We start from the raw sequence: 19214 nt of genomic DNA on the forward strand, positions 1-19214 counted from the left end.
GTTGGGGGAGGGATGGAATGACAGCGCCCGATGATATCGCGGCAGTCCGCGGAGTGCTGGAACCCGGCTCGCCGGCGCTGGCGGCCTTCGACTATCTGCTCGCGCATGCGTCCGCTGCCGCCTTCGAGATAGCGGACTCCTCGCACGGCACGATCCGCTCGGTCGCATTTCGCGCCCCCAGTGACAGTCGGCCCCATTTCTCGGCCATTGCAAACCCCAGGCACATCACCTTCTACCTCTTGTCGGGGCTCCCGTCGGCGCACCCCGCGCTCTTCGCTGCGGCAAGCGCCACCTTCGGCAGCGTCACCGACAACAGGAAGGGCGAGTACCGCGTGCGACGTCACGCCCCGCAGGAGATCGATACGCTGCTCGACTTCCTGCGCACACAAGCGGTGTGGCCTTCGCGGCCGCACGATCGCCGTTTTGTTCGCAGAACCTTCGAGCCCGTTTCCGCGGCGCATATTCGGCGGGCGGCGCAGCAGCTGGTCGCCGGTTACGCAGAGCATGGCTTCGGACCTTCGACTCAATATGATCTTCTGTTCGAGGGGCACCGCCTGCCGCCGAAAGCCGTTTTCGGCATCGCGGCGACCGAAGCGCTGGGATTTCCGGTCCGACCCGTGAATTTCACCGCAGGCGACGGCGAGTCATGCTTTCGTATCCTGCGTGAGAATGGCTTTCCGATCGTATCGAAGGGGGAGGCCCTCGACAGCGAGCCGGCGATCGCTGACGATGAGGAGCGGGCGTGGAGCGAAGGCGCACAAAGGCTGGTGACGCATCTTCGCCGCGAGCGCGCGACGGGACTCGCGGCCGAAAAGCGCGATGCGTTTCGCGCCCGGCACGGCCGTCTCTACTGCGAACGCTGCGAGATGGATCCGGTCCGAACCTATGGGAAGGCGGGTGAGGCCTGCATCGAGGTCCACCATCGCGAAACGCATGTCGCCGATATGGAGGCAGGGCATCGGACCCGCCTCGAAGATCTGATGTGCCTCTGCGCCAATTGCCATCGCGTGGCCCACCGCGAACTCGCGGGAAAACAGATTGGTCCAGGTTGAATGTAACGTGGGATTTTATGACGCGCCTGTTCGGAAAGTGCGATACAGGATCTTCCAAAGCAACTGTCTTGTGGGGGGATAGGATTATGAGAGCTTTACTTGCGGCGGGCGCTGCCGCCATGACGATCACGAGCTCGGTTTCAGCCGCAACCGCGCCGCCCGCCAAACCGACCACCATCGTCGTTGCTGCGCCCGGCTGCCTGATCACCGGCAAGACGCAAGCGAGCGGTCAAAATTTTCTCGGTGCGGTTCTCGCGATCATCGGGCCGATCCTGGTCGAGCTCGCAATCGATGCCGTCACCGCGGATTTGAAGAAGATCCGCACGGTCAAATCGGAAGGATCGCTCGATTTCGATCTCTGGTCTCGGAGCAAGGACAAGAAGGGGCTGCTGCTGAACCTGCCGGCCTGCTTCACGGTCATCACCGGGGATTTCACGGGAGCCGAAAGCCAGATCCTTGCCGATCTGGTCGTCACCACCACCATCGATGCAAAGGCGAGCGAGGCGACGCTGATTCAGCGCCTGAAGGAAAACGAGATCGTCGCCACGAACCTCTACTCGGTGTTCGAGGCGAAGCTCGTCACGTCGGGCGACAGCACGGCCTTCAAATATGAGCCGGTCTATTTTCGCAGCGTCGAACTGATGCCGGGCAATCAGGCCAAGAAGCAGGGACTGGTCTATATTATAGCGCTCCGCGGCCCGGGGGCTTCGCCCTGGGGTTCCGCCTACGCCCTGGCGCCGATCTCGCTCGGCGAAGTCGAAGCCGGAACCGAACTCCATGCCAGCGACCCGAAGCAGGCCGAAAAGCTACGGAAACTGGGAACCGGATATATGGCAATGCCGGGGATGAGCGAAACCGCTTATGCGGCCTTCTACCAGGACTGGAAGGACGGCAACATCAAGACCTTCATGCCTGCCAATCTTCAGGCGGAAGTCGTGCAGACGAAAAAGCCGTCGGACGCGGCCCTGTTCCTGGCGAGCGTCCTTGAAAAGGCCAAGCCGAAGATAACCGAAAAGGTCGGCGCCGCGCTCAATCCCGACGCAGCCTTTACCGCCACGCAGGCCAAGCAGGAGGCCGAGATCGCTTATGCAGAGGCGGAGAAGGCGCTCGCGGATCTCGAAAAGGCGGCTGTCAGGGACGAAGCCGCGATCAATATCGCCAAGCTGAAACGGCAGAAGGCGAAGGACAAATACGACAATCTGCCATGATGCGGCGAACAGCCCTTCGTTTCGCAATGGCCGCGGCCGCAGGCGCGTGGCCGCTGTCCCCGCTATCGGCGGCGCAGTCCGGGCAGGTCCCGCCTGACGAGGGAATATTTCTCGAGGTCCCGCCGCCCGAGAGCGCCTATTCGCAGGCGCTCGAGGAGCTTCTCGTCCCGAGGTCGGCGCCCGAATCGCAGCGCATGCGGATCAAGTCCGTCATCAGCCTCACCGGGCTCTTCGACACGTCGCAGGGGCCTATCTCGGTCTGCTTTTTCGATGGCACCGACGCACTCGCGCGGCGGGTCGCCAAAGCCGCCCGCGCCTGGGAATTGCCGGCCACTTCGGTCAAGTTCGATTTTGGCGATGCGGCCTCTCCGCGGCGCTGCGCGGCGGGGTCGAGCGCGGCGGTCCGGATCAGCTTCAACGGGATTGGCACCTGGTCCGTTATCGGGCTCAAGGGTCGTTTCGCGTCCGATGCAACGATGAGCTTCGACCAGCGCCGAGACTGGCTGACTTTGAACCAGCGCGACTTCAACCGCATCGTGCAGCATGAATTCGGGCATGCGCTCGGGCTCTATCACGAGCACCAGCATCCAGCCGTGCGATGCTCGGACGAGATCGACTGGACCAAGGCGATGGCGCTCTATCAGGGTGCGAACTATAATCTGAGTGAAGATGTCATTCGGCGGAATTTCGAGGTCCTGTTGACCGCGTACGAGGCAAGCGAGTTCGATGAGAAGTCGATCATGCTCTACGATATCCCGAGCAGTATCTTTCGGAGCGAGCTCTTCGCCGCTGGCGGCAAGCCCGCCTGCTATATCGAAAACCGCGTCTACGAGATATCTGAGGGCGACGTCGCAATGGTCCGCGAATTTTTTTCGGCGGATCTTGAACGCGTTCGCGCCATGCGCCTCGCCGCGTTCGAGAAATACCGTTCGTTGGTCGCATCCACCGAAGGGGGTGACAAGGCCTTGGGACTCGCCTCCGCCTTTTACCCGTTCAACGATGTCAGCGACGCGAAGCCCTATGTTTCCTATGGGCAGAACCTGATGCAGATCCAGCTGCGGAAGTAGATTTCTGCTGGATAGCGGCTAGCGATGGCTGCGCCCGCGCGCCCGATGCCGGGACGGTGACCCCCGGAACCCTTGGAAGGCTGCGGACGCAATTTGCCTCAATCTGGTTCTATCGCTCGAATATATTTGAAAAATATGGACTTGGCCCGCACTTTCAGAAGCTCCCAAGATCGCTTTGACCAGCGGCGATCGGCTGTCGCGGGTTGGCCAGCCTTGTAAGAGGGCAAGACCGCCTGCACTGACGAGGGGCTCGCGGATCGGACGGGTCGGAAACGCCGGTCTGCGCGCCATGGGTCGCAATGCCGTTAATCGACGCCGCGCATGCCTTTGCGCTAGACGTCGGCCAAGTGAAGGATAAGGCAGGTCTCGCGGACCTGCTCTCCGAAGCCTGCCGCCAGATGGGCTGCTCCTGGTTCGCCCTCAGCCATCATGTCGACTTTCTCGCGGCGCCCGAGCGCGGGATCCGTGTCCATAATTATCCCGCGGAATGGGCTCAGTGGTTCGACGAGCGCAAACTCGGCCTCACCGACCCGGTCCACCGCGAAAGCCAGCGCCGCATGGCGGGTTTCCTCTGGCACCATATGAAGGCCGAGCGAGCCGAGGACGAGGCCATTCTATCGGAGGCTCGCCGACACGGCATCGGCGATGGACTCACCGTCCCCGCCCATCTTCCGGGTCATGCCCATGGCTCCGTTTCGTTCGCATGGAAGCCGGGCGGTGTCGCGAGCGCCGACGCGCTGCAATTCGCGCGGATGATCGGCGGGACCGCCTTCGACGCAGCGCGTTTGCTCGCCCATCCTGATCTCGCGCACATTGGACCGCGGCTTACCCGCCGGCAGCGCGAGGTGCTGATCTGGTCGGCAAAAGGCGAGTCCATCCGGAGGATCGGGTTGCGGCTAGGCCTCAGTCCCGACACGGTCCGCGAGCATCTGCGCAATGCGCGCCAACGCTATGATGCCAACGGTGGGATCACGCTCACGGTGCGTGCGCTTTACGATGGCGACATCAGTTTCGAGGACATCGCCAAGCGGTGAGAAAAACCGCGGACACCCCCCTATCATGCTATGGTGCGGGTCCAAAAAGCGGTTCAATTGGAACGCCTCTTTTCATCAGGAGGCTTGTCCATGCTGTTAATCGTCGATCATCAAAACCGGACCCGCGAGCATCAGGTCCTGCGATCCATGTTCGCGGCGCGCAAACGCGTCTTCATCGATCTGCTGAAATGGGACATACCCGCTCTCGCCGATCGGTACGAACTCGACCAGTTCGACAATGAGGACGCGATGTATCTCATCGTCGCGACCGAGGCGGGCGATCATCTCGCGTCGGCGCGGCTCCTTTTGACGACGCGGCCGGCACTCCTCGACACCCTGTTTTCCGGTCTCGTGGCCGGCGAGGTCCCCCAAGGCCCCGATGTACTCGAAATTACGCGCTTCTGCCTCTCCCCGGGCATCGGCGCCCGCCAGCGCCGGATCGCCCGCGATGCGCTGCTCGTCGGGCTCGCAGAGTTCGCGCTGGCTAACGGCATCCGGACCTACACCGGGGTCGCCGAACTCCCATGGTTTCGCCAGATCCAGATGTTCGGCTGGGATTGCCGGGCGCTCGGCGAACCCGCGCTGCACCGTGGGCAGGCGCTCGCGGCTCTGCGCATCGATATTGACGGCACCACGATTGCGAAGCTCGCGGCGGCCGGCATCACAAGCAATGCCGCCGCGGCCGATGCCGCGCGCGCCGCGTGAGGAGGGTGCAATGATGATCAACCACGCTGCGCTCGACGCCCCCGCCCATCGCTCGGCCGCTGCCGACGCCCTCATGGATCGGGGATATGCCATTTTGCGAAAAGCGGTTCCCGCTTCGCTGATCGCCTCGATTGCAGAAGACCTCGGACCCCGATACGAGGCGACGCCCTTCAGTGAGGGCGGTTTTTACGGCGAGCGGACGAAGCGTTTCGGCCGCCTGCTGATCCGCTCGCCACATGTGGCAGAGTTGGTCATGAATCGCGCCGTCCTCGGGCTTGCAGAGGTGGCGCTTGGCAATTGGTGCGAGCGCATCCAGCTCAACCTCACCCAGGCCATCGAATTGCATCCGGGTGCGCTGGCCCAGTACCCGCATCGCGATCAGATCTGGAATCCAGTCGATTGAGGGGACAAGCAATGCTTTCGAACACTGCGATATTTTCTTCCTTTCCCGCGAAGCATTTATGCCTATCGCGGCACCGCCGGCAGGGAGGGGCTCCCGCCGGCGACAGGGGCCGAAATCTCTCCTCTCCGACTCCTGTGGCCAGGCACGCGACCCGTCTGGCCTCACTCGGCGGCATCCTTGCGCCCGGATCATTCTCGGCGTGCAAGGGTGTCGCCACCTTGTTAGGGTGACGGGCCATGCGCAGCAGCCTCGACCATCTTCCCCCGCAGAAACAGCGCGAACTCGAACGGGTCGTCCAGATCGTTTTCGAGGAATTCGAGGATGCGCTGGCGCTCGCCACGCAGGACTGGAAGCGCAAGGGACGCATCTCCAAGGTCATTCTCTACGGCAGCTACGCGCGCGGCGGCTGGGTCGACGAGCCGCATACCGCGAAGGGCTATCAGTCGGACTTTGATCTCCTGATCATCGTCAACGACGACCGGCTGACCGACCGCGTCGACTATTGGTCGAAGCTCGACGACCGGCTGATCCGCGAACTGTCGGTAACCAGGACCCTTCGCACGCCGGTGAACTTCATCGTCCACAGCGTGAGCGAGGTGAATGCCGGCCTGTCGCAGGGGCGCTATTTCTTCATGGATGTCGCGGCGGACGGAATTGCAATCTATCAGGCAGTCGATGATGAGCTGCCCGAGCCTCAGCCGAAGACGCCCCACGCGGCGCTGGAGATGGCGCGGGAATATTTCGATGAGTGGTTCCCGAGCGCTGGCGAATTCTTTGATGGCTCTTCGGACGCAAAGGCGCGTGGCAATCTAAAGAAGGCGGCTTTCGACCTACATCAGTCCACGGAGCGCTACTATCACAGCGCCCTTCTGGTCTGCACCTTCTACACTCCGCACGTTCACAATCTCGCTTTCCTGCGTACGCAGGCCGAGCGGATCGATCCGCGGCTGGCCGACGCTTGGCCGCGCGAGACCAAGGCCGATCGCGCGCGCTTCGAGAAGCTGAAGGAGGCTTACATCAAGGCCCGATACTCGAAACATTATCGCATTACCGAGGAAGAGCTCGAATGGCTCGGCGCGCGCGTCGAGCATCTTGCGGCCATCGTCGAGACTATCTGTTCGGAGCGTATTGCGCAGCTTGAGATGACCGCCCGGCAGGCGGGGTAGGCTGGACGCCGGTCGGCAGCATTATTCCTATAGGCCTCTCGTACTGCTGTCAGTCCTTGCCGCGGAAGCGACGGAAACGATCTTTTCCGTCCAGCGTCTGGACTGCGGCGGCGGCGGTCTCACACTCGGCGTTTCTTTGAGATCCGCGCTCGCATCTAGCTATGACGGACTTCGCTTCGGCTGGATGCGAAGACCGTCGGCAAAGCGCCTGATGCCGGTCGTTCCGACTTCTAATTGCACGCGCCCGAAAGCGGTCATCCGATATGGGGCAAGCGGGAGTCTGTTCGCGCCACAGTTTGCTGCGCCCCTGCTAATCCGTGTCTGTTGTACGCGTACATTGCCGACGGTTCGATTGCCTCGGAGTTGCTGTTGGAGCAGGCTGACGCGGACGGGAGCGCTCTTTAACTTGGTGTAGCACTTGCACGACCTTCCGTCCGTGTCTTGGCGTCGGTCACTAGCCGCCATGCAACGGTACGGTGCATTTCTTCCCCGCCGCGCGCTGCGCGGCTCCTCGCGCAGCAAGAAATACACCTTCCCTCTTGCTCCGCTTCGCTCCGCCCCTTCGGGTGCATGGCGCCGCTCCGACGCCTGCAAGACGGCCGGAAGGTCGTACTGTGCGGTCAATCCCGCAAAGGAGCGCATCCATGAACCTCATTCCGCCCAACATCCGCGAGCAACTGCTCGCCAACGGCCGCCAAGCGCGACGCAGCATCGACCATGACCTCTTTCCGCTAGTCAAGCTGTTCACCCCCGATGCCAGCGCGACATGGCTGCTCACTGAGCTCGATCCAGACGATCCCGACATCGCATTCGGACTCTGCGATCTCGGATTGGGCTGTCCCGAATATGGCACGGTGTCGATCGCCGAACTGGCGAAGCTGCGCGGTCCCCTCGGTTTAACGGTCGAGCGCGATATCCATTTCGTGGCCGCGAAGTCGCTGGCAGAGTATGCAGCCGAGGCGATTGACGCAGGGTTCATTCGGGCCTGATCGCCCGTCATGACCGCCAGATGCTATGCTGCATCTCGCGGGCTTGGCAGCGATACCGCGCCGCGTTGATTTACGGCCGCTGCAATCCAAATTAGAAGCTGAATGGGGCTTTCTGGCGAAGCGAGGCATTCGGCACGGTGCTAGCATCCACCGGAATCGAATAAGGGGGATAATCCATTGCGAATCTTTGCTGGGGGATCTTGGGCGACGCCATCGGGCGGGATTGCAGATATCCGTTTGTCCGGCGAGCGCGTGCGTCTCGGTCGCGTCTCCGCCATGGCACGCCGCCTATTCCCGGCGCATTGATCGAAGCACAGCCACTCGGCAACTTTGGGCCGCGCCGAAAAAAACTCCAGGACGTGTCCTTAAGGGACGAACGAGCGGCCTAAGTGGGGCGGGGGAGGGAGAGATCGGGACTGAGAGGGCAGTCGGCCCGCATAAAAAAGAGGACAGCCATGTCGAACCAAACCATGTTGCTTGCGTTGCACCAGCGTTTGATCGCCGGGGACAATCGCGCCAACTCGAAAATTGTCGAGGCGGTGATCAATCCGCTCGTTGCGATCGTCGTGAAGGACGTTGCCGGGCTTCACGACCGGCAGGATGCGGAACAGATGTGCTTCGACGCGCTGTTCGACTATTTTCTCGATCCCGCGAAATATAACCCGGCGCAGGCTGGCCTCGTTACCTATCTCGCGGCGGTCGCGAAGGGCAAGGCGCGCACTCTGCGGCGCAGCCAGTCGCGTCGCGTCGGCCATGAAAACGCATTCGCGAGCGCTGCCGAAGAAACGGAGGAGCCCCCCGGGGATGCGGACGAGGCCGCAGTCCTCGACCGGTTGGACTGGGAAGCATTTGGCGGCGCGCTGATCAAGGATCCGGGCGATGAGGTGATCATCGCTCTGATCAAGCAGAGCGCGCATTCGCCTGCCGCTGTCGCGCAGGGCCTCGGGCTCGCGATTGACGCGGTGGGCCTGGCGGAAGCTGCGAGGCGCATCGAACGCATCAGGGGACGAGCGCGCCGTTTGGCGGAACGGAGCGAGGCTTGAAAAGATGGAGGTGAGCATGGAGCAGGACAGCATGGAAACCGAGCGCCTCGGTCGCGCAATGGCCGCACGGGCTCGCACGCGGCCCGAGTTCATCGGCTATGCGATGGAATTGTGGGAGGCCGCCAACGCGGGATGTTCGATCGCTGACGTGTTGCGGTGCGGCGAGGAGCAGCTCTGGCGGCTGGCCGTAACGCCGCGTCCGACTGGCATCGGGCTTACCGAGGCTAGCTTTTCGCTCGCCGCGGACCTGGATGTCAATCCGGCCGCGCTGGTTAATATCTTGCGTTTCGCCGAAAGTGCGCAGGCCTTTGCTGGCGCGAACGATGATGGCGAAATGCTGATGGCAGCGCTCGATCGCGATGCGGATGAAGAGGATCGCGAGCGGTGATATTCGACGCTGCCGATGTCGCAGCGCGCATGACGGCCGGATCCGACCGCGTCGGGTCCGGCTTTCCGCGCGATCTGACGGAGAGCGCACCCTTCACACTGCCGGTGTCGATCATCGTCCGCCCGGGACTAACGACTGCGACGGTGGCAGACACCATCGCCAAGTCGACCGGTCGTTCGCCGAAAGCCATCAAGGATCGGCCTTTGCGCGGCTGCCTTGTCGCGCATCGCGGCAATGGCATGATCTTCCTCGATGCGGACGGCGTGGCGGACATGCGTTTCGCCTTCGCTCACGAACTGGCGCATTTCGTCGGCCACTATCTTGCGCGCCGCGAGGTCGCGATTGCACGAATGGGTGAGGATATCGTCGAGGTGCTCGACGGGGCTCGCCCGCCGAGTGCACAGGAACGCCTGTCCGGCATTTTGAATGGCTGCAGTCTCGGCGCGTTCGCCGACGTGATGGAACGCGACGAGGGGGTGCCTTTGACAGCCGCCGCCGAGCAGATGGAATATGAGGCCGACGAGGCTGCCTTTCTCGCGCTTGCCCCTGTTGGCGCGGTGCTGCGCCGGCTGGGTCCTGAGCGTGCATCGGTCGAGAGGTCGGCGGTAGAAGGGTGTCTCGTTGAGCAGTTCGGCCTGTCGCCTGCAGAAGCGGATCGTCACGCCCCCCGTATCGTGAACGCGGCGCGCAGGCATCGCCCGTCGTTGATTGAACAACTGCGCGTTGCGGCGTCCAGAAAGACGGCTCGAACGGACTAGGCGAAGAAAGGAGCGCGTGTATGGCAAGGGCTGATACCGAAGACAACGGGTCGAAGTCTGCAGCGCGCGGGGCGGGTTCGGCCGCCGGAAAAAGCTATGAGGAAGCGACCGGCGAGCGGATCGAGGACACTCTCGATATCGAAAATTGGGATCCGGCGCACCGGATGGCCGAGCAGTTCGACCGGCTTCAGCGCGAAATCGTCGACGCGCAGGTCCGTGAGATGGAAAGCCGGCGCGAAATCCGGGAGCATGCCTTTCCCCTGATTGCGGAGCGCGATGGCGCTCCTCGCGACGCCGGCGTCCATGAAGTTGAACTCGCCGACCTGCGCGAAGTGCAGCGGCGCCTTCTTTTCAGTGGCCATGTCCAAGCGGTCGACGGCGCGTCGGTCATCCACCAGACGCTTCCGATCACGATCCTCCAAACCGCCATCGCGCTCGCTTCCTATCATGGCGAAAATGGAGCCTGGGCCCACCGCATTTTCCAGAAGGACCTGAAGCTCTCGGGCCCGACGCCGCTCGACCGGACGCTTGAGCTGCTTGCCCATCGCAAAGGTGCGGGCGACGATGAAGAAATGGGGGTATCCGATATGTTGCGCCGCGGGCTGATGGCCCATGGCGAACTTGCGGTGATGGCCCGCAAGGCCGATGCCCCATGGCGCATGGGGCACGGGCATCCGCTGCCGAAGGAGCTCCTGACGGGGGCGGGGATGCCCGAACTTATCGAATTGTCGGTTCCGCTTCTTCGCGAGTTGCTGCTCGACCATCGGCGCTTCGTTTATGTTCCGCGCGGCGTGAAAGATCGGCTGATCCAGTCGATCGGTGATGCCCTGATGCCGCTCGAATATGCCATCATCGAAGATCTCGACGGATATATGCACCGCGTCATCACCGAGGGCCATTATGGTACCGGCCGTTATCAGCGCGCCCGAAGCATGCTCGAGAGCTTTCAGGCCGACGCGAGCGGAAAGCTAGTGATCGGCGCGTTTCGCGTTTCTCCCTATGCGCAAAGCCAGATCTTCTATGCGCACGCCGACCATGCGAGCGAAGCGGCAATCGTCGCCATGGCGGACGCGGTTCTGGTCGAGGCGCGGGGCTTTCCGATGCTGCTCGATCTTGCTGGCGGGATCTGCCGCGAACTCTTCCCCGCTGATGCCATTTTTCAGTCCGCCGCTGCGGCCGCCTCGCGAAATCGCGGCTGAGCCCGTAGCAACCAGAAGGAGCGATTATCATGGCGACCGCCAAACGTGACAAGGCTAAGCAACCGGCCGATGCCGCCGGGCGTCAGGAGACCACCCGCGCTGCCGTACGCAGTCTGATCGACACGTCCGAGCGGGCGGGGGGCGCCAAGGCCCTGCCGACGGTCTATGAAGGATCCTTTGGTCGGACCCTCTATGACACGCCTGGTTCTTCGGATGGCAGCGTGACCGTGGTGATGCCCGCCGACACGATCCAGGATGTTACCTCGCAGGCCCTCATTCGCGTGCAGAGCCATCCGGATGGTCGGCGCTATGTCGGCACCGTCTCTGCTGGTCCCTTCTACGATCCCGACGGCATCAGCGCCGAATCCACCACCATGGTTATCGCCGCGGTGCATGGCTCGATCGGCATGCCCGGGCATCATGGACGCTTGCAGCTGCACCTCCTCGGTGAGGAGCGCAACGGGCGTCTCGGTCCTGCCAATCGCCGGCCAATGCCGAATTCGCCGGTGTTCCTCGTCGATGACCAGGAAATGGCTTCGATCCTCGGCCTCGAAGGCGATTTCCCGATCGGGCGCGTGATGGGGCATGAAAGTGTTGAGGTCCCGATCCCGGTCCACAAGAAGTCGGTCCTTTACCGGCACACCGGCGTCCTCGGAACGACGGGTGGTGGCAAGTCGACGACGATTACAAATTACGCGGCCGGTATCGCCCGCGAAGGGGGCGCCGTCGTTCTACTCGACACCGAGGGCGAATACACGACGATGCACGAAGTGACGGGGGACGCCGACATGCTCGAAATGGCCAAGGCCCAGGCATTGGAAATCCGGCCCGTCGACAACACGCATGTTCTGACGCTCGTCGGCCGCGAGCCGAGCAATCCCGACCATCCCTCGCAAGGGGAATTCACGCTGGATTTCAGCATCATTTCGCCTTGGACCGCGATTGAGATCCTCGGTCTCAACGATGCCCAGCAGGGTCGTTTCCTTGCGGCCTATGACATCGGACGGAATCTTTTGCGCGATCTCGACATCTTCCCGCAGAAAAAGGACGAAGTAGCGCTCCAGGCGGCAATCGACTGGGACGAAATGGAGTCGGGTTATCCCCATCTCACGCTCGCGCTCTTGATCGATATAGTCTCCGCCTGCATCGCGCACCTGAAGGGAAGTGAACACCCGTATTTTACGAGCGATGTGATCAAATCCAGCGGGACCGCTCAGGCTAAGCTTAAGGCGCTCGTCGCCGCTACCGAACTCGAGAAGGTGCCGTCGAGCTGGATGAAGGTCTCAAGCCTTCTCTGGCGGATGCATCGACTCAAGATTTTTGATCGCGCCGACGCCGATCGCCTCGATGTCGAAGCCATGCTCACATCCGGACGGATCACGATCATTGACCTATCGGATCTGGACAGCCCGGTGCTGCGCAATCTGGCGATCGCGCAGGTCCTGAGGCAGCTTCAGACCGCGCAGGAGGAGGCCTATGAGGTAGCGAGCGCCGCCAACTCAACGCCCACGCCGGTCAACCTCATCATCGAGGAAGCGCATGAGTTTCTCTCGACTGCACGGATCCGGCAGATGCCAACTCTGTACGAGCAGGTGGCGAGGATCGCGAAGCGTGGTCGCAAGCGCTGGCTCGGGCTGACCTTCGTCACCCAGTTGCCGCAAAATCTTCCCGACGAGGTGATGGCCCTGATCAACAACTGGGTTCTCCACAAGATCCAGGATGAGAGCGTCGTCGGACGGCTGCGCCGCACCATTCCCGCGATCGACCAGAGCATGTGGCGCTCGCTGGCATCTTTGCAGCCGGGTCAGGCAGTCGTCAGCCTTGCCCACATGCGGCGCCCGATCATGACGCAGATCTACCCGTCCACTGCGAAGCTGCGCATGGAGAACTGACAGTGGCATTCTCGTCCGCTTCGTCATCACAACGTGTTGCTTATATGCTCGCGGTGATCCGCATGCTTCACGATGCTGACAGGGCCGCGAAGCCGGACGAAGTCTATGCGTGGATTGACGCGGAGGGCTTGCGGTCGACACGCCCACCTCCCGCGGGCAAAGATGCGGAGATGCACTATCGGCGGGATGTGCGTTTCGCGCGTCAGGAACTCGCCGACGCATCCATCCTGCTGCCTTCGCCCGGGTTGTGGGAACTTGCCGATCCCGGTGACGCGCTGTCGCTGACGGAGGCGAAGGCCGTCGAAGTTATTCGTGAGAACCGGCGCAGGCGGGATGCGAGGCGAAAAGAGCGCAAAGAGGGGAGGGGCGTCTCCGATGGCGGCACCGGGGTTACCGCTGCTTTCGCAATTTCAGGGCCCAGTCACGGCCCGCCGCCTGTGCCGGGCACTTTTTCCTTGGTGCGCGGGGATGGCCCGGCATTCACCTATGCGTTTCGCTTCGGCCGAACGAGCGTCTGGAAGATCGGCTACACGTCCGATCTGGCTGCCCGTCTAGCGGAGGTGAATAGGCACCTTCCGGTGGAAACGGATTGTGCGACCTGGACTGTCGCACGGAGCCATAGCTGGCCTGGCAGACATCCGGCCTTTGCGATGGAGCAGGACATATTCGAGCGTCTGGCCTCATCCCGCACCCACTTCGAGCGCGTGCGATGCTCCGCCCGGGCTCTCGATGCTGCTTGGGAGGCGGCCTGCGGAGCAGTCGAGGAAGGACGTGCACGCTACTGCCAGCCGATATCGGCGAGCGTGCCGCCTTAAGCCTAGATGGTCGCGACCGTCACTCGCGGGCGAAGGTAAGAATAGTCTCGGTGCGCATGCGCTTGCCGAGTGGCGCACTGGTCATAGGCAAGTACCGGCTGTGGACGGGCAGCGGACGCTCGGTCTCGCTGATTCTCGTCAGGCCAGCGAAGGTCGCTGCTGTGGCGACGGCTTCGGAATTACGGATGAAGACATCGCGAAGACAGGAGTTGCCCATCACGAATGTAGCGCTTGCGCCATTTTTCAGAACCCGGGCGATCTCGCTCACCATGTGCCAAATATCCTGAATATACCGGTGGATCATCGAGCCATATTTGCGCGGCAATTCGTCGATCCGTCCCATTGCCGCGCGCATCGCGTCAAAAACCTCGGCCTCGTCGATCCGGTCGGGCGCGCGCTCCGCCCCAATGCTCGTCGAGCGGATCGTCCTGAGGTCTCCGAGCTTGTGTCCAAGCCAGACAAGCGAGAGCCTGTGACCGCGCATATAGTCGATGGCGTTGAGGTAGGGGGGCGAGGTCAGGACGGCGTCGACGCTCGCGTCGGCGAGGCCGTCGAGCTTGCGCGCGTCGCCAAGCTCGATCGTTGCGCCGGATGACGGTGGCGCATCCTTCAGTCTCTTCCGAACCGCGCGGATTGATCGTGCGAACATGGGATGGACGTCGAAATCATTGGAGACACCAACTCGATGCGGTCGGCTGTGCGACACATCACGGGCAAGCGATGCGCCCTTGTCCTTGGTGATGATCAGGCGACTGAGCGCGATCCGCAGTAAGTCTACCGCCACACGCTCCTGCGGATCGGAAACCGAATGCTGAAACTCGTCGAGAACGAACGCGATCTGCCTCAGGTCACTTTTCTGCGGTTCAGCGAACCAGAAATCTACGAACGCGTTTGTCTCGGGATCCTCATCCATCCATTTCAGCGCGATGTCAGCGGCATCGACTTCCGCGATACGTTTGCGAACCCGCTCCGCGACATCGTCGACCAGACGATCATCAACAGCCGTCGTCCAGACGCTTGTCATGAGCACCGCAAGCGGGTCCATGTCGAAGCCCACTGCCTGATGGCCGAGGGCCGTCGCCTGCCGAAGCACGGTCCCCGAACCCGCCATGGGGTCAAGCACGAGGCTCGCGTCGTCCAACTCGATGAGCTTTTCGAGCGCCAGCTCCGGCGCCATCCGGGCCGGGAAAGGGTGGATGGATCGGATCATGCTTTTCCCCGTTTCTTTGGGGCTGTGCGTAACGTGCACACTGGGCCGGGTAAAGGCCGCGTTTCGAGTTGCGGCCGGTTTGGATCTATTTGCAGGACCCGGCGTGCTTTTGTGTCAAGGCGCATCAGCGACTGGGCGTCGGAGGTCGGGCTCTTTTCAGCCCGGCTCTTCCCCGTCCGACAGGAAATCCAGTTCTTCGAAATAGCGGACCGGATGATGCGCGGTGATCTCGGCGATCGCCCCGCGGAGCGCCGCGTTGAGCGTCAGCATCGCGCGTTGCAAGTGGCCGAGGTCGATATGCATCGCCGACGGCACAGGAGGGACGGTTTGTTTTGACACCGGATCGAAATTCTCACCGTAGCGAAAGGCGGTCGAATTGGGATCGATCGCGGCCATTTCCTGAAGACGGGCGGCAATCCAAGCCGGAAGGGGCCGGCCCCATCGTTCGAGGGCCGCGACATCGAGCAATTTCGCGAGCGCTGCCAGATCATGGGTTCTCGGTGCGCTTCCGAGCAATGCCTTGAGCAGCAGTTCGAGCGAGTGCCGGTACAGAAACAGTGCCGGGTTCACCAGCTTATAGTCCTCCCAGTCGCCGCGCTGGATGGATCGGACGAGCATGTGTGCTGCGTCGAAATATTGCTGCGCCATTTCGGCGAGTGTCGGCACGAACTCGTCACCGAGCATGAACCCGAGCGGCCCGCTCCAGGCGTCCTCGCGCTCGATATGCGGGCCCGGCTCCTCGAAGAGGGGGCGCGTCATGGCTTCGCGGGTGAAAATGCGTTCGCTTTGCTGCATGTCGGCCGGCGGCGTCCCGATCATAATTCTCGCCTTGCGGAGTGAACGGAGAGCCAGACTGGGCGCGGAACTCCGGCACTCGGTTCAGCGGAATGATTTGTTTGACGGAGACTTGTTATTTGAACGGAGAAGCGCGGGCCTGTCCACCGCTAAAGGTCTCGACGTGGATATTGTCCTGCTTGCAGGGGCCAGCGGCATATGCATGGTAGCAGCCGGGGGGCGGATATTGCCCAGTTTCGGCTCGAAAGGAGCTGGCATGTCGAAAGATGGGTTTAATATCGAGCGGTTCATGTCGAAGTCCGGCTCGGCGGACCAGTATGAGCGCCAGCTGCGGCGACTGACCAGCGGCGGGAAATCGGTGGCTTCGATCGAACGGGCGGTGCGCGGCGCAATTGAATCGCTTGAGAAGAAGGGCCGCTCGTTCGTCATTTATGGGGAGCCACAGAGTGGCAAGACCGAGATGATGATCTGCCTGACCGCGAAGCTCCTAGATACCGGTCGCGACATGATCGTCCATCTTCTGAACGATAGCGTCGATCTCCTCGGACAGAATCTCGGCCGCTTCAAATCGTCGGGCCTCGCGCCAGCCGCGCGAAATTTCAGCGAGGTACTCGACCCGGGTGTCCGTCTTCGTGGCCAAAAGAATGTGATTTTCTGCAAGAAGAACGGTAGCGACCTGCGCAAGCTGCTCGAGAAGATCAAGGGTTGGCAAGGCGTCGTCGTGATCGACGACGAGGCCGATTACGCCTCGCCCAATGCCAAGGTCAATTCGGGAGATAAGACCCGCATCAACGCTCTAATCTCGGACCTGATTGGCGCTGACGGCACCTATATTGGTGTCACCGCGACGCCGGCTCGGCTCGACCTCAATAATACCTTCGACAATGACAGCAGCCTTTGGGTCGATTTCCCGCCACATGCTAATTACACCGGGCAGGATATCTTCTTTCCGCTGGATGGACCGCCGGACTTTATCCGGACACTTCTTCCCGACGCGGGTGACGATCCAAAATATGCGCGGCAGGCGCTGTTCGGCTTTCTCGTGAACGCGGCCTATCTCAACCTCTATCACCACCCGAATGTCGAACGGAACTACTCGTTTCTGGTACATACCAGCGGCAAGAAGGTCGATCACAAGAGCGACTGGACGGTGATGAACGACACGCTCAACGCTATCCTGAAGAAGGATCAGAAAAAATTCCCAGCCTATGTCGAGTATATTTGGCGGCTTGCCAAGGTCCGCTTCCTCGACGCGGACCCGACGCGCATCACCGACTTCATCCTCGACAATATCTCGCGCCACTCGATCATCATTCTCAACAGTGAACGCGACTGGAAGGATAACTCGCAGGCGGCGACGAGCCCCTCGAGCCTGTTTACGATCATTATCGGCGGGAACATCGTGTCGCGCGGCGTTACGCTCGACAATCTCCTGTCGATGTATTTCACGCGCGATGTGAAACACAAGATCCAGCAGGATACTTATATCCAGCGCGCGCGCATGTTCGGAAGCCGGGGAGATTACCTTCCCTTTTTCGAACTCACCATTCCCCAGTCGCTCTATGTCGACTGGCACCGTTGCTTCGTCTTTCATCGACTTGCGCTGTCGGCGATCAAGGAAGGGCTGGGGTCCCTCGTCTGGCTGAGCGATCAGCGCATTGCGGCGGTTGCCAGTTCGAGCATTGACAAGTCGACCGTCGATCTCGATCGGGGCGAAATGCTGTTTAGTCTGTTCGATTTCAGTGACGAGGTCGAAGAGATACTGGACGGCGGCCTCGACACTTTCGAGAAGCTCGAGCGGCTGTCGGATGTGCTTGGACCGGCGCTCCCGGACTATGTCCTGAAATATATCCGCCGAACGTCGCAGGGCCGGTCCGGAGCGATCGGCATCCATCCCGCCTTTGACATCTCCGGATATGCGGACGGACCGGACATCGACAAATCCGTTATCACGCGCCGCCGCGGCTTCTTCGGCAAATCGCAGGCCCAGCGTTTTCCTGCTGCGGCTCACCATCTGCTTGTGCTGCGCAACGGCGAAGGCAAGGCGCGTTTGCTCTACAAGTTTGCCGGCTCGATCCAGTTCATCAAGAACACCGCCAATGATAGCTGACTACAAGCTCTTCCATGGCGCCGTTCTCGCCGAGGTCGTTCATGAGCTGTCCCGCCCCGTTGCGATCGACGAGTTGAGGGAAGACGGGCGGCTGTCGTCCTATGTGCTGAACGACAGGGTCGGACTCTACATCAAGCATTCGAGCCAGCGCCTCCGCCCCTGGTCGTTCACGTTTACACCCGCCAATCTTGAAGAGCTCCGGGAGCTTCGTTCGAGATGCGAGCCGGTGTTCGTCGCTTTCGTTGGCCAGATGATGGGGATCGTTTGCCTGTCCTGGGTGGAAATGATGACGATCCTTGACGAGGGCGATTCCGGCCAGGCTTGGGTGCGCATCGACCGTCCGCGCGGCAAACAGTTTTCGGTTTATGGGGCCAAGGGCGCGTTGAGGACGAAAACGCCCTACGGAGTTGATTGCCTGGTGGCCGAACTCGGCGAGGATTCGACGCAAGCGAGCGACCAAGAGTTGAAGCCGCAGAGCAGCGAGGCGGGACCCTTCTCGCTGGGCTGGTTCAGGCGGAGAAATGAGTGACCGCAACGTGCAGTTGCGAGGAAAATCCACGGTGGGCGATTTGGCAGAAAAGGCACCTCCGGGAGAGGCTGACACGACCGTGCCGGCCGGCGTTCTGCGCGAGATGTGCGAACCGCCGGAGCACGCAGATTCCGTTCTATTCTATGCCTTTACGCTGACGGCCGACCATGACGGCAGGATATTGTTCGATTTCCAGTCCATTTGGGCCGGGTATGCCGACGCGGACCGAAAGATCGAATTGCGAGAGGCACGAGTCGTAGATCTGCGGATGGGCGAGGTTTGGCGCTCCCTTGGACAGCCGTTCGTATTCGTCAAACAAGCCGGACATCTTGCGGTCTATCTAAGAACCGGTGGGCACGCGTTGGTACTTTCCTCAATCGCCGAAGCCATTGTGCCGGATATGCTGAAGCCCGATGCGACGTGCCAGCTTGGCGAGGCGGGGTTTATGGCGAAGACATTGGTGAATGATGCCGCCTTTAAGAGAGCTCCAACTCCCAAGCTTCGGATGGAGGTTCTAAGACGGGATCGGCGGCGATGCAGGATTTGCGGCCGGAATCCGGATGACGATACCGATATTGTGCTCAATGTTCATCATATCAGGCCATGGGCGATGCGCGGGCTTGCCGCACACTTCGATCGCCTTGTCGACGAGAGCGGCGGCGAGCGTTTGGGTGCCCCGATCCGTCGTCACCGGATAGTCCGGACATTGAACGGCGAAGCGCTTGAGGTTCAACAAGGTCTTCGCGCGCGAGCCACCGGGCGGCACTTGATTCATGAGACGATATTCGAGGATCAGCCCTTCGAGTTCGGCATTGCTCTCGATTGAATTCAGAAGATCGCACGCGGTCGTA

At 61.6% G+C, this 19214-nt stretch carries 20 protein-coding genes; 17 read left to right on the forward strand and 3 right to left on the reverse strand.

The window, feature by feature from the left end; all coding sequences use genetic code 11:
- The first annotated feature begins 17 nt into the window (after window positions 1-17).
- The 11 genes from ASD67_RS17575 to ASD67_RS17625 all read left to right on the forward strand — a co-directional run bounded on the left by ASD67_RS17575 (window position 18) and on the right by ASD67_RS17625 (window position 9813).
- Window positions 18-1052: an HNH endonuclease gene (locus ASD67_RS17575; protein WP_056350054.1), complete on the forward strand. Its 1035-nt coding sequence runs from the start codon at window positions 18-20 to the stop codon at window positions 1050-1052.
- 17 nt (window positions 1053-1069) lie between these two features.
- Window positions 1070-2260 (forward strand): hypothetical protein, encoded by a 1191-nt coding sequence (locus tag ASD67_RS17580; protein WP_156377765.1) that lies wholly within the window; start codon window positions 1070-1072, stop codon window positions 2258-2260.
- A 26-nt stretch (window positions 2261-2286) separates the two neighbouring features.
- Complete coding sequence (locus ASD67_RS17585) at window positions 2287-3327, forward strand: matrixin family metalloprotease (protein WP_056350059.1); 1041 nt, start codon at window positions 2287-2289, stop codon at window positions 3325-3327.
- Window positions 3328-3674: 347 nt separating this feature from the next.
- On the forward strand, window positions 3675-4361 hold the full coding sequence (locus ASD67_RS17590; protein ID WP_162248609.1) for a helix-turn-helix transcriptional regulator: 687 nt from the start codon (window positions 3675-3677) through the stop codon (window positions 4359-4361).
- 57 nt (window positions 4362-4418) lie between these two features.
- Entirely contained in the window at window positions 4419-5066 is a 648-nt protein-coding gene (locus tag ASD67_RS17595; RefSeq protein WP_327197028.1) for an acyl-homoserine-lactone synthase, read from the forward strand.
- Between the two features lie 10 nt (window positions 5067-5076).
- A complete protein-coding gene (locus ASD67_RS17600; protein ID WP_156377767.1) occupies window positions 5077-5469 on the forward strand; it encodes a hypothetical protein in 393 nt (130 codons plus the stop codon).
- A 236-nt stretch (window positions 5470-5705) separates the two neighbouring features.
- On the forward strand, window positions 5706-6635 hold the full coding sequence (locus ASD67_RS17605; RefSeq protein ID WP_056350066.1) for a HEPN domain-containing protein: 930 nt from the start codon (window positions 5706-5708) through the stop codon (window positions 6633-6635).
- Window positions 6636-7279: 644 nt separating this feature from the next.
- A complete protein-coding gene (locus ASD67_RS17610; protein ID WP_056350068.1) occupies window positions 7280-7624 on the forward strand; it encodes a DUF2958 domain-containing protein in 345 nt (114 codons plus the stop codon).
- A gap of 455 nt (window positions 7625-8079) precedes the next feature.
- Window positions 8080-8667, forward strand: coding sequence for a hypothetical protein (locus ASD67_RS17615; RefSeq protein WP_056350069.1), 588 nt, complete (start codon window positions 8080-8082; stop codon window positions 8665-8667).
- Window positions 8668-8683: 16 nt separating this feature from the next.
- Entirely contained in the window at window positions 8684-9055 is a 372-nt protein-coding gene (locus tag ASD67_RS17620; RefSeq protein ID WP_056350071.1) for a hypothetical protein, read from the forward strand.
- Entirely contained in the window at window positions 9052-9813 is a 762-nt protein-coding gene (locus ASD67_RS17625) for a hypothetical protein (RefSeq protein WP_056350074.1), read from the forward strand. The genes ASD67_RS17620 and ASD67_RS17625 overlap by 4 nt, the downstream gene beginning before the upstream one ends.
- Here ASD67_RS17625 and ASD67_RS23165 read toward each other — a convergent pair.
- Window positions 9810-10427, reverse strand: a complete 618-nt coding sequence (locus tag ASD67_RS23165) for a hypothetical protein (protein WP_156377768.1) — start codon at window positions 10425-10427, stop codon at window positions 9810-9812. The two genes, ASD67_RS17625 and ASD67_RS23165, sit on opposite strands and share 4 nt — an antisense overlap.
- Here ASD67_RS23165 and ASD67_RS23170 point away from each other — a divergent pair.
- The 3 genes from ASD67_RS23170 to ASD67_RS17640 are packed head-to-tail and all read left to right on the forward strand — an operon-like array spanning window position 10419 to window position 13719.
- Window positions 10419-11012: a hypothetical protein gene (locus tag ASD67_RS23170; protein WP_156377769.1), complete on the forward strand. Its 594-nt coding sequence runs from the start codon at window positions 10419-10421 to the stop codon at window positions 11010-11012. The genes ASD67_RS23165 and ASD67_RS23170 overlap by 9 nt on opposite strands.
- A 29-nt stretch (window positions 11013-11041) precedes the next feature.
- Window positions 11042-12904 carry an ATP-binding protein gene (locus ASD67_RS17635; protein WP_056350079.1) on the forward strand — a complete coding sequence of 621 codons (1863 nt, stop codon included), beginning with the start codon at window positions 11042-11044 and terminating at the stop codon, window positions 12902-12904.
- A gap of 44 nt (window positions 12905-12948) precedes the next feature.
- Window positions 12949-13719 carry a GIY-YIG nuclease family protein gene (locus ASD67_RS17640; RefSeq protein ID WP_056350080.1) on the forward strand — a complete coding sequence of 257 codons (771 nt, stop codon included), beginning with the start codon at window positions 12949-12951 and terminating at the stop codon, window positions 13717-13719.
- Between the two features lie 19 nt (window positions 13720-13738).
- On the opposite strand, the gene ASD67_RS17645 is transcribed toward ASD67_RS17640, so the two are convergent.
- Both ASD67_RS17645 and ASD67_RS17650 read right to left on the reverse strand, forming a co-directional pair.
- A complete protein-coding gene (locus ASD67_RS17645) occupies window positions 13739-14929 on the reverse strand; it encodes a hypothetical protein (protein WP_056350082.1) in 1191 nt (396 codons plus the stop codon).
- Window positions 14930-15085: 156 nt separating this feature from the next.
- A complete protein-coding gene (locus ASD67_RS17650; RefSeq protein WP_156377770.1) occupies window positions 15086-15688 on the reverse strand; it encodes a hypothetical protein in 603 nt (200 codons plus the stop codon).
- On the opposite strand from ASD67_RS17650, the gene ASD67_RS17655 reads away from it, so the two are divergent.
- From ASD67_RS17655 to ASD67_RS23175, 3 genes are read left to right on the forward strand one after another with little or no spacing between them, the layout of a single operon-like run.
- A complete protein-coding gene (locus ASD67_RS17655) occupies window positions 15687-17834 on the forward strand; it encodes a Z1 domain-containing protein (RefSeq protein WP_200938060.1) in 2148 nt (715 codons plus the stop codon). The two genes, ASD67_RS17650 and ASD67_RS17655, sit on opposite strands and share 2 nt — an antisense overlap.
- Window positions 17824-18363, forward strand: a complete 540-nt coding sequence (locus ASD67_RS17660; protein ID WP_056350088.1) for a hypothetical protein — start codon at window positions 17824-17826, stop codon at window positions 18361-18363. Before ASD67_RS17655 ends, ASD67_RS17660 begins: the two co-directional genes overlap by 11 nt.
- Window positions 18356-19189: a hypothetical protein gene (locus ASD67_RS23175; protein ID WP_156377771.1), complete on the forward strand. Its 834-nt coding sequence runs from the start codon at window positions 18356-18358 to the stop codon at window positions 19187-19189. Before ASD67_RS17660 ends, ASD67_RS23175 begins: the two co-directional genes overlap by 8 nt.
- The last annotated feature ends 25 nt before the right edge of the window (window positions 19190-19214 follow it).

Origin of the sequence: Sphingopyxis sp. Root1497 (assembly GCF_001427085.1) — a bacterium.
Classification (GTDB): Bacteria; Pseudomonadota; Alphaproteobacteria; order Sphingomonadales; family Sphingomonadaceae; genus Sphingopyxis.

What these genes read in the sequence shown, in the direction of transcription:
- ASD67_RS23165 (WP_156377768.1), bottom strand. Translation starts at nt 10,427, where the DNA reads ATGGGCCATCAGCCCGCGGCGCAACATATCGGATACCCCCATTTCTTC.
- ASD67_RS17650 (WP_156377770.1), bottom strand. Translation starts at nt 15,688, where the DNA reads ATGACGCGCCCCCTCTTCGAGGAGCCGGGCCCGCATATCGAGCGCGAG.
- ASD67_RS17660 (WP_056350088.1), top strand. Translation starts at nt 17,824, where the DNA reads ATGATAGCTGACTACAAGCTCTTCCATGGCGCCGTTCTCGCCGAGGTC.
- ASD67_RS23175 (WP_156377771.1), top strand. Translation starts at nt 18,356, where the DNA reads ATGAGTGACCGCAACGTGCAGTTGCGAGGAAAATCCACGGTGGGCGAT.
- ASD67_RS17610 (WP_056350068.1), top strand. Translation starts at nt 7,280, where the DNA reads ATGAACCTCATTCCGCCCAACATCCGCGAGCAACTGCTCGCCAACGGC.
- ASD67_RS17605 (WP_056350066.1), top strand. Translation starts at nt 5,706, where the DNA reads ATGCGCAGCAGCCTCGACCATCTTCCCCCGCAGAAACAGCGCGAACTC.
- ASD67_RS17580 (WP_156377765.1), top strand. Translation starts at nt 1,070, where the DNA reads ATGACGCGCCTGTTCGGAAAGTGCGATACAGGATCTTCCAAAGCAACT.
- ASD67_RS17600 (WP_156377767.1), top strand. Translation starts at nt 5,077, where the DNA reads ATGATGATCAACCACGCTGCGCTCGACGCCCCCGCCCATCGCTCGGCC.
- ASD67_RS17635 (WP_056350079.1), top strand. Translation starts at nt 11,042, where the DNA reads ATGGCGACCGCCAAACGTGACAAGGCTAAGCAACCGGCCGATGCCGCC.
- ASD67_RS17615 (WP_056350069.1), top strand. Translation starts at nt 8,080, where the DNA reads ATGTCGAACCAAACCATGTTGCTTGCGTTGCACCAGCGTTTGATCGCC.
- ASD67_RS17655 (WP_200938060.1), top strand. Translation starts at nt 15,687, where the DNA reads ATGGCTTCGCGGGTGAAAATGCGTTCGCTTTGCTGCATGTCGGCCGGC.
- ASD67_RS17640 (WP_056350080.1), top strand. Translation starts at nt 12,949, where the DNA reads ATGCTCGCGGTGATCCGCATGCTTCACGATGCTGACAGGGCCGCGAAG.
- ASD67_RS17585 (WP_056350059.1), top strand. Translation starts at nt 2,287, where the DNA reads ATGGCCGCGGCCGCAGGCGCGTGGCCGCTGTCCCCGCTATCGGCGGCG.
- ASD67_RS17620 (WP_056350071.1), top strand. Translation starts at nt 8,684, where the DNA reads ATGGAGCAGGACAGCATGGAAACCGAGCGCCTCGGTCGCGCAATGGCC.
- ASD67_RS23170 (WP_156377769.1), top strand. Translation starts at nt 10,419, where the DNA reads ATGGCCCATGGCGAACTTGCGGTGATGGCCCGCAAGGCCGATGCCCCA.
- ASD67_RS17575 (WP_056350054.1), top strand. Translation starts at nt 18, where the DNA reads ATGACAGCGCCCGATGATATCGCGGCAGTCCGCGGAGTGCTGGAACCC.
- ASD67_RS17645 (WP_056350082.1), bottom strand. Translation starts at nt 14,929, where the DNA reads ATGATCCGATCCATCCACCCTTTCCCGGCCCGGATGGCGCCGGAGCTG.